The sequence below is a fragment of the Thermopolyspora flexuosa genome (assembly GCF_006716785.1).
GTDB lineage: Bacteria > Actinomycetota > Actinomycetes > Streptosporangiales > Streptosporangiaceae > Thermopolyspora > Thermopolyspora flexuosa.
This window is the reverse complement of the sequence record NZ_VFPQ01000001.1, coordinates 3,138,121-3,151,743: the sequence shown is the minus strand read 5'-3', so window position 1 is coordinate 3,151,743 and position 13,623 is coordinate 3,138,121. Positions and strand designations below refer to the sequence as shown.

The window sequence follows — 13,623 nt, the reverse complement described above, 5'->3', positions numbered from 1 at the left end:
TGGACCATTTAGGCTTTACTCCGTGACTCGTCGCGCAAAAATCGTCTGCACACTCGGCCCCGCCACATCCTCGCAGGAGCGGCTGAACGAGCTCGTCGCTGCAGGCATGGACGTGGCCCGGTTCAACCTGAGCCACGGCACGCATGAGCAGCACAAGGAGATCTACGATCGGGTTCGCAAGGCCGCCGAGCTGCACGGCCGTGCCGTCGGCGTGCTCGCCGACCTGCAGGGTCCGAAGATCCGCGTGGGCCGCTTCGCCGAGGGGCCGGTGCGCCTCGGCTACGGAGACGTGTTCACGATCACGACCGAGGACGTGCCCGGTGACCGCGAGCAGGTCTCCACGACGTACGAAGGGCTGCCCAACGACGTCAAGCCCGGCGACCGGATCCTCGTCGACGACGGCCGCATGACGCTCGAGGTCACCGACGTGGACGGGCCCCGGGTGCGCACCCGCGTGCTGGTCGGCGGCATGATCTCCGACAACAAGGGTCTCAACCTGCCCGGTGTCGCGGTGAGCGCGCCCGCCCTCACGCCCAAGGACGAGGAGGACCTGCGCTGGGCGCTGCGCACCGGCTTCGATTTGATCGCGCTCTCGTTCGTGCGCAGCCCGGAGGACGCCGACCTGGTGCGCGCGATCATGGACGAGGAGGCGGTACGGGTACCGCTCCTGGCGAAGATCGAGAAGCCGCAGGCGGTGGAGCGGCTCGAGGAGATCGTCGACGCCTTCGACGGCATCATGGTGGCCCGTGGCGATCTCGGCGTCGAGCTGCCGCTGGAGCAGGTGCCGCTCGTGCAGAAGCGTGCCATCGAGCTGTGCCGGGAGAAGGCCCACCCGGTCATCGTGGCGACCCAGATGCTCGACTCGATGATGCACGCCCCCCGGCCCACCCGCGCCGAGGTGTCCGACGTCGCGAACGCGGTGATCGACGGCGCGGACGCGGTGATGCTCTCCGGCGAGACCTCGGTGGGCAACTATCCGGTCGAGGCGGTGCAGACCATGGACCGGATCGCCCGCGAGGCCGAGCGGGCCACGCTCCAGTCCACCCACACCATCACCCGGATGCCGGAGACCACCGGCGGCGCGATCGCCCGTGCCGCGGCCGAGGTGGGGGCGATCGTGGGGGCCAAGGCCCTGTGTGCGTTCACCATGTCCGGTGAGACGGCGCGGCGGCTCGCCCGCTACCGCTCGCCGATCCCGCTGCTCGCCTTCACCTCCTCGCCGGAGGTGCGCGGCCAGCTCGCGCTCACCTGGGGTGTGGAGACCTTCCAGGTGCCGTTCGTCTACCACACGGACGACATGGTCCGCCAGGTCGAGTCCGCGCTGCTCTCGCTCGGCCGATGTGAGAAAGGTGACAAGGTCGTCATCGTGGCCGGCTCCCCGCCCGGCAACCCCGGCTCGACCAACGCGCTGCGCGTCCACGTCATCGGTTCGGCCGTGTCGCACGCCCGCTGAGCCGCCCGGGCAACGTAAAGCCCGTCCGGAAGTGACCGGACGGGCTTTGCCGAATGTGCCCCGGGTGGGAGTCGAACCCACACTTTACGGGTTTTGAATCCGCATCCTCTGCCAATTGGGATACCGGGGCCATAACCCGCTGTGACGAATACCGCCGCCGGGCCAAGATCGCTTGACGACTCTACCAGGTCACCACGCTTCCTGGGCCGGACCGACGTGTACCTAATCTACCGGACATCGGTACCCTTTGGCTCGTGAGTTCTCCACGGCGAGTAGTGATCGCGGAAGATGAGGCGCTGATCCGCCTCGACCTGAAAGAGATGCTGGAAGAGGACGGATACATCGTCGTCGGGGAGGCCGGTGACGGTGAGAGCGCGGTCAAGCTGGCCGAAGAGCTGCGCCCCGATTTGGTGATTTTGGACGTCAAGATGCCGATCCTTGACGGTATCTCGGCCGCCGAGCGGATCGTATCCGAGCGCATCGCCCCCTGTCTCATCCTCACCGCCTTCTCCCAGCGTGAGCTGGTCGAGCGGGCCCGGGACGCCGGCGCCATGGCCTACCTGGTCAAGCCGTTCACCAAATCCGACCTGGTGCCCGCGATCGAGATGGCGATCAGCCGCCACGAGGAGATCATCGCGCTGGAGAAGGAGGTGACCACCCTCACCGAGCGGCTGGAGACCCGCAAGCTCGTGGAACGCGCGAAAGGCCTGCTCATGGCCGAGCACGGGTGGACCGAGCCGCAGGCGTTCCGCTGGATCCAGAAGGCGTCGATGGACCGGCGGACCAGCATGCGGCAGGTGGCGCAGATGGTGATCGACGGGGCGACCGGCCGCGGGGACGCCGTGGACGCCCCGCGGAAGTGATCGCAGGAACGCCACAGCTTCCCAGGTCAGAGGGGTCGCGCTGGGTAAGTTGAGACCTTATTACGACTCCGCATCCAACCGTCCACAGTTCGCGTGCAGATCTGGCCGAAAGCCCGGCCGGTTTTATAGCTTGCGAGCGTTCGATCGGGACGGGTCGGCAGCGCTGACGCATTCCCCGGCCTGGATGAAGGAGATACTTCATGATCCGCATTGCCCCCTTTGGGCGTTTGCTGGCCGTAACGGCGGCTGCAAGCCTTGCCCTGGCGGCCTGTAGCGGTGGTGGCGAAGATGCCGCTGAGCCGGCGGCGGGTGCGTCGTCCGCGCCGGCATCTTCCGCTCCTGCCGCGGCCCAGGGCGACGGCACCCTGACCATTGGCACCCTGCTGCCGTCGACCGGTTCGCTTGCGTTCCTCGGTCCGCCCGAGTTCGCCGGCGTGAGGCTCGCGGTCAACGAGATCAACGAGGCCGGCGGTGTGCTCGGCAAGGAGGTCGTGCTGATCGACACCGACTCGGGCGACACCTCCACGAACATCGCCTCGCAGTCGGTCGACAAGCTGCTGCAGCAGAAGGTTGACGCGATCATTGGCGCCGCCTCGTCCTCGGTGTCGCTCACGGTGATCGACAAGATCACCGGCGCGGGCGTCATCCAGATGTCCCCGGCCAACACCTCGGACCAGTTCACCACCTACAACGACAACGGCCTCTACTTCCGCACCGCGCCGCCGGACGTCCTGCAGGGCCGCGTCCTCGGTGACCTGATCCTCTCCGACGGCCACGACACCGTCGGCATCCTCGCCCTCCAGGACGCCTACGGCACGGGTCTCGCCGACAACACCCAGAAGACGATCGAGGCCGGCGGCGGCCAGGTCGTCGAGAAGGTCATCTACGACCCGAAGGCGGCCGAGTACTCCGCCGACGTCGCCAAGATCAAGGCGGCGAACCCGAAGGCCATCGCGCTCATCGGCTTCGACGAGACCAAGAAGATCGTGCCGGAGCTGGTGAAGCAGGGCCTCACCACCGACAAGGTGGCCTGGTACTTCGTCGACGGCAACCTGTCGAACTACGGCACCGGCCCCGACGGGTTCCCGAAGGGCACGCTGAAGGGCGCCAAGGGCACCCAGCCCGGCGCGGCGGCTCCGGAGGAGTTCCGGAAGCGGATGCTCACGGTCGACCCCAAGCTGAAGGACTGGAACTACGGCCCTGAGTCCTACGACGCGGCGAACCTGATCGCCCTCGCGGCCGAGCTCGCCAAGAGCGACGCGCCGAAGGACATCGCGGCCAAGCTCCAGGAGGTCAGCTCCGGCGGCGAGAAGTGCAACGACTTCAAGTCCTGCAAGGCGCTGCTCGACCAGGGCAAGGACTTCGACTACGACGGCGTGAGCGGTCCGATCGAGTTCAACGCCGCCGGTGACCCGGCCGAGGCCACGATCGGCATCTACCAGTACGACGAGAACAACGAGGTCAAGAACATCGACTACAAGACCGGCAAGATCGACGGCTGATCCGACGGTCGTACGTCGAACCCCCTGATCTCAGAGACGGGCCCCGATCCGCAAGGGTCGGGGCCCTGTCGTCGTCTCGGCCGCGCGGCCGTCGCGGGCCTCGTCCCGATGCCGTGGGGGAGCCGGCGGCCCGGCGACGCGGTCTCCGGGTGGGAGACATGGCGGTGGGCCGGTCGGGACGGCGTTGGGACACGGCGGGGACACGCTGAGGGGAAACGGCGAGGAGGCACGACCGGCGGAACGGCCGGGGCCGGGATAGGGGAGAGGCCTGTGCACGTCGGCCCGCCGCGGACGCATCGGCCTCGGCCGCCGCACCGGACCCGCTGTGCACCGCCGCGTGACGGCGCCGCAGCACCCGTGCCCTCCCCTGGGCAGGGTGAGGCACGGCCGTACCCGCCGAGGACGCGCCGGTACGGCGGGCTCGGAACGCGAGACCGGTATGCTCCGTTCGCCGCAATTGGCATGTATCAAGCTCTCTGCGGCCATCTGACGTGTATGTCGCTCCTGGCCGGTTCTCCTGCCCCGCCCCGCGCCACGGCGCCGCAGCGCCGGCCTGAGAGCCTTCGGCGGGGGCGGCATGTCTCGCCGAGTCAGCGAGAGGACGTGCCGTACGGCCGGCAGGACGCGCCGGTACGGCGGAGGCCGGAACACGAGAACGCCCCGCCGCGCGGGCGGGGCGTTCTCGCGATGTGGTGCGAATTCAGACCCTGGCGAGGGTGCCGAGGTAGAGCTCGATCACCTTGGGGTCGTTGATCAGCTCGCGGCCGCTCGCCATGTAGGCGTTGCGGCCCTGGTCGAGCACGTAGCCCCGGTGACAGATCTGCAGGCAGCGGCGGGCGTTCTGCTCCACCATGATCACGGTGACGCCCGCGCGGTTGATCTTCTGGGCCTGGATGAACACCAGGTCCTGGAGCTTGGGCGAGAGGCCCGCCGACGGCTCGTCGAGCAGCAGCACCGACGGCTCGGTCATCAGCGCCCGGGCCATGGCGACCATCTGCCGCTCACCGCCCGAGAGCGAGCCGGCCCGCTGCTTGCGCCGCTCGGCGAGCGCCGGGAAGATCTCGCAGACGAACTCGAAGCGCTCCTTGAACTTCTTGGGCACCTGGAAGGCGCCCATCTCCAGGTTCTCCTCGATGGTGAGGCTGGGGAAGACGTTGTTCGTCTGCGGGACGTAGCCCACGCCCCGGGCCACCAGGTCGTGCGCCTTGAGGTTGGTGATGTCCTCGCCCTTGAGCCGGACCGTGCCGCTGCGGACGGGGACGAGCCCGAAGATCGTCTTCAGCAGGGTCGACTTGCCGGCGCCGTTGGGGCCGATGATGCCGATCAGCTCGCCCGGCTTCACGTACAGGTCGGCGCCGTTGAGGATGTTCACGCCGGGCAGGTAGCCCGCGTACAGCTCGTCGCAGCGCAGCAGGGCGTTCTCGGCCCCCGCCAGGTGCTCGGAGCGGTCGGTGACGGCGGCCGAGGACTTCGCCGTGGCGGCCGCGCCGGCGTTCCGCGCCTCGGGTTCAGGCGTCATGGTGGACTCCTCGCTCACTCGGCCCGCTCCTTCACGTTCTCCTCGGCCCGGTCCGGGCTCGCCGCCGGGCCGTCCTCGTGGGTGACGCCCGCCTCGGCCTCCAGCTCGGCCTCGGCCTCGTGGAGCTGCTCCTCTTCCTCCTCGACCGAGAGCGGGGCGTCGTGGTGGGCGCCCAGGTAGGCGTCGATGACGCGCTCGTCCGACATGATCGTCTCCGGCGGGCCCTCGGCGATGACCGCGCCCTGCGCCATGACGACGACCCAGTCGCTGATGTCGCGCACCATGTCCATGTCGTGCTCGACGAACAGCACGGTCATGCCCTGCTCGCGCAGGTCCTTGACGTGGCCGAGCAGCGACTGGGTGAGCGCCGGGTTCACGCCGGCCATCGGCTCGTCGAGCATGATCATCTCGGGCTCGACCATGAGGGCCCGGGCCATCTCCAGCAGCTTGCGCTGACCGCCGGAGAGCGAGCCGGCGAAGTCGTCGCGCTTGGCGGCGAGCTTGAACCGCTCGAGCAGCTCCTCGGCGCGCCGGGTGATCTCCTCCTCCTGGCGCCGCCACAGCGCGGGGATGAGCGACTGGAAGAAGCGCTCGCCGCGCTGCCCCTGGGCGCCGAGCCGCATGTTCTCCAGCACCGTCAGCTTCGACAGCGCCTTGGTGAGCTGGAAGGTGCGCACCATGCCCGCCCGGGCCACCCGGTGGGCGGGCAGGCCGTTCATCCGCTTGCCGTTGAACGTCCAGGTGCCCGAGTCGGCGGTGTCGAACCCGGTGAGCTGGTTGAAGAACGTGGTCTTGCCGGCGCCGTTGGGCCCGATCAGCGCGGTGATCGAGCCGCGCTGGATCTCCAGGTGGTCGACGTTCACCGCGGTGAGACCGCCGAACCGGCGGACCACCTTGTCGACCACGAGGATCGGGTCGGGCTTGGGGACACCGGGCTCGTGCGGCAGCCCTTCGAACGCCTTCAGCGCCGCGGCCTTGCGGGGAGTGAGCGCGGCGGCCTCGCCGCCCGCCTTCTGGTCAGCGTGCATTGAGTGCGATCTCCCTCTTGTCCCCGAAGATACCCTGCGGCCGGAAGATGAGCAGCAGCATCAGACCGAGGCCGACCAGCATGAACCGCACCGGGCCGACCTGGTTCACGTTCATGAACGGGATCATGCCGGCGCCCACCATCTCGCTGAGCGTGTTGCCGAGGAAGACCAGCAGGACCCAGAAGATCATCGCGCCGACGACCGGGCTGAACACGCGGGCCGCGCCGCCGAGGATGACGATCGTGTAGGCGTAGAAGGTGAGCTCGGTGCCGAACAGGTCCGGCTGCACCGAGGCCTGGCTGAGCGCGAAGATGAACCCGCCGAAGCAGCCGATCAGGCCGCCGAGGATCAGGGCCTGCATCTTGTAGGCGAACACGTTCTTGCCGAGGCTCCGCACCGCGTCCTCGTCCTCCCGGATCGCCTTGAGCACGCGGCCCCACGGGCTCTTCATCAGCAGATAGACGAGGGTGAGGGCGAGCGCGACGAGGATCCAGCCGACGGTGAGCACCCACATCACCCGCTCGTTGAACCCGAACGGGCCGATGCCGTACTCACCGCGGGGGTAGGGGTTCATCGCGAAGAACTCGCCGGCGAAGCCCTGGCGGCCGTCGGAGCCCCCGAAGATGTCGGAGAACGTCACCGAGCGGAAGATCAGCCGGATGATCTCGGCGGCCGCGATCGTGGCGATGGCGAGGTAGTCCGCGCGCAGCCGCAGCGTGGGTATGCCCAGCAGGAGGGCGAGCAGCACGGTGGCCACCAGGCCGATGACGATGCCGAGCCAGAACGGCAGGTTGAAGGTGGCGACGGTGACCGCCATGCCGTACGCGGCGACGCCGAGGAAGGCGGCCTGGCCGAAGTTGAGCAGCCCGGCATAGCCGAACTGGATGTTGATCCCGATGGCGGCGAGTGCGTAGACCACGGTCTCCCAGTTGACCGCGGCCTCCACCGTGGTGACGAGGATGGTGTTCCAGTCCACGGACGTCTCCGATCAGCCGATGCGCTCGCGTCGGCCCAGGATGCCCTGCGGCCTGAAGAGCATGACGAGGATGAGCACCAGCAGGGCGCCGACGGTCTTCAGCTCGGTGGGCACCCAGAGCGTGGAGAGCTGGATGAACAGGCCCACCACGAGCGAGCCGACCAGGGCGCCGAACGCGGTGCCCAGGCCGCCGAGCGTGACGCCGGCGAAGATGAGCAGCAGGATGTGGAAGCCCATCTGGTAGTTGAGGTTCTGGGAGAGCCCCAGCATGATCCCGGCGAGCGCGGCGACGGCGCCGCCGACCGTCCAGATGGTGCGGATCACCCGGTCCACGTTGATGCCGGAGGAGGCGGCGAGCGCCGGGTTGTCGGCCACCGCCCGGGCCGCCTTGCCGGTGCGGGTCTTGAGCAGGGCGAGCGCCACGATCACCAGCACCGTGATCTCGATCGCCATGGCCCACAGGTTCTTCGGCGTCGCCGAGATCGGCCCGATCTGGATGCCCTGCTGGGCGTTGTAGTCGGCGTACGGCGCGCCCTCACCGCCGAACAGGAACAGGAACAGGTTGCGGAGGAACAGCGCCAGTCCGATCGAGATGATCATCATGGCGATGAGGCTGGTGCCGCGCTTGCGCAGCCTGCCCCAGAAGAACCGGTCCTGTGCGTAGCCGAGCACCCCGCCCAGGATCACCGCGATGATCGCGGCGGGGATGAGGTGGAGCCCGACCGTCACGTTGAAGAAGTAGGCGATCAACGCGCCGAGGGTGAGCAGCTCGCCGTGGGCGAAGTTGGTGAGGCCGGTGGTGCCGAAGATGAGCGACAGGCCCATCGCGGCGAGCGCGATGATGAGGCCCAGGTTGAGTCCCTCGAAGGCGAGCTGGGCCGCCCGTTGCCACATGGAGGGTTCCGCGGCCGCCTGCCCCCCGGAATCAGCGGCCTCTCCCTTGGGGACCAGCGCGAACAGCGCGGTGCGCTGCTGGTCCTCGGAGACGGAGAGCGTCAGCGTCGCCCGATCCTTGAACCGCAGCTCAAGGTCGGGAGGGAGCGTCGACTGGTCGATGGTGACCTTGTACGTCCCCGGTCCGGGGAGCGGGATCTCCCACTTGCCGTCGGCTGCGGTCGTGGCCTCTCCGATGGGTTGCCCATCCTCGGACGCCACGCTGATTTTCACGCCGTCGACTGGTCGGCCTTGGTATTGGAGTGTGCCCCTCAGGCTCTCGTCCTCGGCCCACGCCGCAGGGGTGCCGGACGCGAGCAGGAAGATGAGTCCACCCAGGAAGGCCGTGAACGCGATCACGGCTCTGCGCAATGGTGCTCCCTCATTAGGTCATGGTGGGGTGAGCCCCCGGAACATGCCACGTCGCACGAGTATGCGATGACGTCGCGGAGCATAATGCCGCGTCGCCCGATTTCGAACCAGTCGTCACCGATCGGTGACCAGGGTGTTTCTCGGGCGTGAGCAAAAAAATATCCAGGTCAGAGGGGTCCGCGCTACATGTCCGGGCATGGAACGCGACAGAGTGTCATGAACGGTGCCCGGGCCGCGCGGACGGCGGGCGGGCGGGATCCCGGGGCGGGCGGAGCCGGCGCGCCGGTGGCGCGCGATCCACGGCGTGATCGGGGGCGGGACCGTGATCCGCGGTCGCCGGCGGTGGCACGGCCCGGCGGCCGGTGAGTGGTGATCGCGGCGTCGTTCGCCGCGGAGAATGCGGCACCTATTGCGATGTTTGATGATGTATGTGACAGTGTGTCGGATGCGCTCTCCGGACCTCGCGTTGGCCGGTGTTCCGTTGCGTGGATGCGCGGCCAAGAGCGGCGACCGCGCCTCCGCGGACGGAACGGCGGCGCGGGCGCGTGACGAGCGCACACCGGGAGCCCGCAGGGAGCACACTGGGAATCGCCGGCGGTCGCGCCGCATCGAAATGATCCGCTCGTTGATCGCCTCGCGTGCGGGCGCACCGCGGCGCCGATCATCGTGCTGTGCATGCAATATCAGTGACAAATAGGGATCGCCGCATATCGGTGGGGAAAGCGGGGGAGCCGGGGCCGCCGTGACGGCGGTGCCGTACCCGCCCCGGGGGTCCCGCTTCGCCGACCTCGGCGTTTCTGTCGGTCCGGCGGACTAGGCTGCACATGTGCCGAAGACCGAAGCGACTCCCGCCCGCGACTGCCTCATGCTGCTCGACGGGCACTCCCTGGCCTACCGCGCGTTCTACGCGCTGAAGGACGCGAACCTCGTCACCACCGACGGTCAGCACACCGAGGCGGTGTACGGGTTCACCTCCATGCTGGTGAACCTGCTGCGCGACGAGCGGCCGAGCAATGTCGCGGTGTGCTTCGACCGGTCCGAGCCGACCTTCCGGCACGAGTCCTACGAGGCGTACAAGGCGAACCGGCAGGAGACCCCCGAGGACTTCCGCGGCCAGATGAGCCTCATCTTCGAGATGCTCGACACGCTGCGCATCCCCCGCCTGTCGGTCGCCGGGTACGAGGCCGACGACCTGATCGCGACGCTGGCCACCCGCGCCGCCGCGCAGGGCATGGACGTGTTGATCGTCAGCGGCGACCGGGACAACCTGCAGCTGGTCAGCGACAAGGTGACCGTGCTGATGACCCGGCGCGGCATCAGCGACATGACCCGCTTCACCCCCGAGGAGGTCGAGGCGAAGTACGGCCTGACCCCGGCGCAGTACCCCGACTTCGCCGCGCTGCGGGGCGACCCCAGCGACAACCTGCCGAGCATCCCGGGGGTGGGGGAGAAGACCGCGGCCAAGTGGATCCGGGAGTTCGGCTCGCTGGACGAGCTGGTCAGGCGGGTCGACGAGGTCAAGGGCAAGGCCGGCGAGCGGCTGCGCGAGCACCTCGGCCAGGTGATCCAGAACCGGCAGCTCACCGAGCTGCGCCGGGACGTGCCTCTCGACGTGGAGATCGAGGACCTCAGGCGCGGCCCGTTCGACCGGGAGGGCGTGCACAAGCTGCTCGACACGCTGCAGTTCCGCGGCGAGCTGCGCGACCGGCTGTTCAAGGTGCTGGGCACCCCCGACGCCGAGCCCGCGGCCGACGGGGGCTTCGAGGTCGAGCTGACCGTGCTCGGGCCCGACGAGGTGGCGGACTGGCTGGCGAAGCTGCCCGAGGGCCGGGCCGGCCTCGCCGTACAGGGGTCGTGGGGCAGCGGCACCGGGCGCGTCGACGCGCTCGCGATCGCCACCCCCGGCGACGCCGCCGCCTACCTCGACATGACCACGCTCACCCCGGCCGACCAGCGGGCGCTGCACGACTGGCTGGCCGACGAGAACCGGCCCAAGGCGGTGCACGACGCCAAGGGCCCGCTGCTCGCGCTGTGGGCGCACGGGCTCGACCTGCGCGGCCTCACCTGCGACACCGCGCTCGCCGCCTACCTGGCGCTGCCCGGCCAGGCGTCGTTCCCGCTCGAGGACCTCGTGCTCCGGTACCTGCATCGCGAGCTGCGCGCCACGGCCGAGACCAACGGCCAGGCCGCCCTGTTCGACGACCCCGCCGAGGACGTGGCCGAGAACCTCGCGGTGCGGGCGCGGGCGGTACGCGAGCTCGCCGACGCCCTCGAGGCGTACCTGGAGCCGCGCGGCGGCATCCGGCTGCTGCGCGAGGTGGAGCTGCCGCTGCAGCGGGTGCTCGCGGAGATGGAGCGCACGGGCATCGCCGCGGACCGGGACTACCTCGTCAAGCTCGAGGCCGAGTTCGCCGCGGCGGTGAAGCAGGCGGTCGAGGAGGCCCACCGGGTGGTGGGCGAGCAGTTCAACCTCGGCTCCACCAAGCAGCTCCAGGAGATCCTCTTCGTCAGGCTCGGCCTGCCGAAGACCAAGAAGATCAAGACCGGCTACACCACGGACGCGGACGCGCTCGCCTGGCTCGCCACGCAGACCGACCACGAGCTCCCGGTGATCCTGCTGCGCCACCGGGACCAGACCAAGCTGCGCACCACGGTCGAGGGCCTGATCAAGGAGATCGGCGACGACGGCCGCATCCACACCACCTTCAACCAGACCCGGGCCGCGACCGGCCGGCTCAGCTCGGAGAAGCCCAACCTGCAGAACATCCCGATCCGCACCGCGGAGGGCCGCCGCATCCGGCAGGGCTTCACCGTGGGCGAGGGCTACGAGACCCTGCTCACCGCCGACTACAGCCAGATCGAGCTGCGCATCATGGCGCACCTGTCCGGCGACGAGTCGCTGATCGCCGCGTTCGAGTCCGGGCACGACTTCCACGCGGCCACCGCCGCCCGGGTGTTCGACCTGCCGCCCGAGCAGGTGGACGGCGAGCTGCGGGCGCGGATCAAGGCGATGAACTACGGCCTCGCCTACGGCCTGTCGGACTTCGGGCTCGCCGGGCAGCTCAACATCCCGGTGGCCGAGGCCCGCGCGCTGAAGGAGGAGTACTTCGAGGAGTTCGGCGGCGTGCGCGACTACCTGGAGGCGGTGGTCGCCCAGGCCCGCAAGGACGGGTACACCGAGACGATCCTCGGCCGCCGCCGCTACCTGCCCGACCTCACCAGCGACAACCGGCAGCGCCGGGAGATGGCCGAGCGCATGGCGCTCAACGCGCCCATCCAGGGGTCCGCGGCCGACATCATCAAGATCGCCATGCTGCACGTGACCGAGGCGCTGCGGGAGGAGGGCATGCGCTCGCGCATGCTGCTCCAGGTCCACGACGAGCTGGTGTTCGAGGTCGCCCCCGGCGAGCTCGACCGGCTGCGCGAGATCGTGATCGCCCGCATGGGCGGCGCCTACAAGCTGCGGGTGCCGCTGGAGGTCTCGATCGGCGTCGGGCGTACCTGGGAGGACGCCGGGCACTGATCCACCGCGCCGCGAAAATCCCGCTCCCACCGGGTTTATGGCCCTTTTCACAAGGTTTTTCGTTCGGCCCCCTTTGGTGAAGATCCGGTCTATGGTTGGTCATCGCACGGTCAACCTGAAGGAGCGGGGTGCGGAGTTCCGCGAGTCCGTCGCGCGGTGTCGCGATCGCCAACGTGCTCGTGATGATCATCGCGTCGCTCGTGCTCCTGCCCGGCGGCGGCGACGAGACCCGTACCGAGGCCACGGGCCGGGGGCGGGCCCGGCCCGCGGACGTGCGCGGCGGCGCCGGTGAGCCGGGCGCCGAGGCCACGGGGCCGGCGGACGCGCCGCCGCGGAAGCGGTTCACCGCCACCGTGGAGTCGGCGCGCAAGGCGAAGGCGAACGAGCTCGGCCTGGTTCCGGTGCTCATGTACCACCGGATCGTCAAGAAGCGCACCTCGTCGCTCGACCGCACGCCGAAGCAGCTGCGCAAGGAGCTGGAGCGGCTCGCCCGGGCGGGCTACGTGCCGGTCACCGCGGCCGAGTACGCGAGCGGCCGGATCGACATCCCGGCCGGGGCGCACCCGGTCGTGCTCACCTTCGACGACGGCACGCCCGGCCACTTCGCGCTCGACGCCTCCGGGCGGCCGCACCCGGACACCGCCGTCGGCGTGCTGCTCGACGTGGCCCGCCGCCACCCCGGGTTCCGGCCGGTGGCGACGTTCTGGGTGAACCGCGACCCGTTCGGCCTCAAGGATCCGGAGGCCCAGGCGAAGGCGGTGGGCTGGCTGGTGCGCAACGGCTTCGAGGTGGCGAACCACACCTACGGTCACGCGGACCTGCGCCGGCTGTCCCGCCGCAAGATCGCCAAGGAGATCGTGCGGCAGGAGCGGCTGCTGAGGCGGCTCGGCGCGCCGCCGTCGGCCACGTTCGCGCTGCCGTACGGGAACCTGCCGGGCCGGAAGAACCGGCGCGCAGCGCACCGTGGCTCGTGGGATGGCACGCGCTATGATTTCTCCGGTGTGTTCCTGGCGGGTGCCGAACCGGCCCCGTCCCCGCACTCCAAGGACTTCCGGCCGCAGCAGATCCCGCGGATCCAGGCCAACGGCAAGGGGGGCGAGTGTCGCAGATGGTGCTCGGCGTACTGGCTGGAGTGGCTCGACAGGCACCCCTCGAAGCGGTACACGTCCGACGGCGATCCTGATCACGTCTCGATACCGAAGAGGCTACAGGGTAATATCGCTCAAAAGCGGACCAAGAGGATTCTGGCCTACTAGAGCGGTGGTGGGCTCCAGGCCGGAGCTCGAATTGACCCGGCGCGGGATCGTCTCATATGCTGATCGCTGCGCTGTGGGCTCGCGCGTGCCTCGGACGGAGCGGGTTCGCGCTCGGTCGTCGATAGATCAGGGTCAAAAAAGATCCCTTTCCTCGGCTGAAAAAGGGTCCGCCGCGCATTCGTCCACCATCGACATCCT

At 69.3% G+C, this 13,623-nt stretch carries 9 protein-coding genes and 1 tRNA gene; 5 read left to right on the top strand and 5 right to left on the bottom strand.

The features are described from left to right. The first annotated feature begins 22 nt into the window (after positions 1 to 22). The gene (gene pyk / locus FHX40_RS13320) at positions 23 to 1,453 is read left to right on the top strand and encodes a pyruvate kinase (protein WP_142259904.1); all 1,431 of its coding nucleotides are present in this window, start codon (positions 23 to 25) and stop codon (positions 1,451 to 1,453) included. A gap of 56 nt (positions 1,454 to 1,509) precedes the next feature. On the opposite strand, the gene FHX40_RS13315 is transcribed toward pyk, so the two are convergent. Next, positions 1,510 to 1,583: transfer RNA gene (locus FHX40_RS13315), tRNA-Leu, on the bottom strand. A 124-nt stretch (positions 1,584 to 1,707) separates the two neighbouring features. Between FHX40_RS13315 and FHX40_RS13310 the strand changes: the two genes are divergently transcribed. Together FHX40_RS13310 and FHX40_RS13305 are read left to right on the top strand one after the other, a co-directional pair. Beyond that, positions 1,708 to 2,316: an ANTAR domain-containing response regulator gene (locus tag FHX40_RS13310; protein ID WP_142259903.1), complete on the top strand. Its 609-nt coding sequence runs from the start codon at positions 1,708 to 1,710 to the stop codon at positions 2,314 to 2,316. Between the two features lie 200 nt (positions 2,317 to 2,516). Then, positions 2,517 to 3,818 (top strand): ABC transporter substrate-binding protein, encoded by a 1,302-nt coding sequence (locus FHX40_RS13305; RefSeq protein ID WP_142259902.1) that lies wholly within the window; start codon positions 2,517 to 2,519, stop codon positions 3,816 to 3,818. A 700-nt stretch (positions 3,819 to 4,518) separates the two neighbouring features. On the opposite strand, the gene FHX40_RS13300 is transcribed toward FHX40_RS13305, so the two are convergent. From FHX40_RS13300 to FHX40_RS13285, 4 genes are read right to left on the bottom strand one after another with little or no spacing between them, the layout of a single operon-like run. Then, positions 4,519 to 5,337 carry an ABC transporter ATP-binding protein gene (locus FHX40_RS13300; RefSeq protein WP_142259901.1) on the bottom strand — a complete coding sequence of 273 codons (819 nt, stop codon included), beginning with the start codon at positions 5,335 to 5,337 and terminating at the stop codon, positions 4,519 to 4,521. A gap of 14 nt (positions 5,338 to 5,351) precedes the next feature. Next, entirely contained in the window at positions 5,352 to 6,365 is a 1,014-nt protein-coding gene (locus FHX40_RS13295) for an ABC transporter ATP-binding protein (protein WP_142259900.1), read from the bottom strand. Then, complete coding sequence (locus FHX40_RS13290) at positions 6,355 to 7,341, bottom strand: branched-chain amino acid ABC transporter permease (RefSeq protein ID WP_142259899.1); 987 nt, start codon at positions 7,339 to 7,341, stop codon at positions 6,355 to 6,357. The genes FHX40_RS13295 and FHX40_RS13290 overlap by 11 nt, the downstream gene beginning before the upstream one ends. 12 nt (positions 7,342 to 7,353) lie before the next feature. Beyond that, positions 7,354 to 8,634 (bottom strand): branched-chain amino acid ABC transporter permease, encoded by a 1,281-nt coding sequence (locus FHX40_RS13285; RefSeq protein WP_142261764.1) that lies wholly within the window; start codon positions 8,632 to 8,634, stop codon positions 7,354 to 7,356. Positions 8,635 to 9,472: 838 nt separating this feature from the next. On the opposite strand from FHX40_RS13285, the gene polA reads away from it, so the two are divergent. Together polA and FHX40_RS13275 are read left to right on the top strand one after the other, a co-directional pair. Then, the gene (polA, locus tag FHX40_RS13280) at positions 9,473 to 12,169 is read left to right on the top strand and encodes a DNA polymerase I (RefSeq protein ID WP_425329286.1); all 2,697 of its coding nucleotides are present in this window, start codon (positions 9,473 to 9,475) and stop codon (positions 12,167 to 12,169) included. A gap of 128 nt (positions 12,170 to 12,297) precedes the next feature. Then, entirely contained in the window at positions 12,298 to 13,425 is a 1,128-nt protein-coding gene (locus tag FHX40_RS13275) for a polysaccharide deacetylase family protein (protein WP_229788293.1), read from the top strand. Positions 13,426 to 13,623 lie beyond the last annotated feature (198 nt).

Excerpts from the sequence above, each read along its gene's own strand:
- FHX40_RS13295 (WP_142259900.1), bottom strand. The coding sequence starts at position 6,365 with ATGCACGCTGACCAGAAGGCGGGCGGCGAGGCCGCCGCGCTCACTCCC.
- FHX40_RS13300 (WP_142259901.1), bottom strand. The coding sequence starts at position 5,337 with ATGACGCCTGAACCCGAGGCGCGGAACGCCGGCGCGGCCGCCACGGCG.
- FHX40_RS13305 (WP_142259902.1), top strand. The coding sequence starts at position 2,517 with ATGATCCGCATTGCCCCCTTTGGGCGTTTGCTGGCCGTAACGGCGGCT.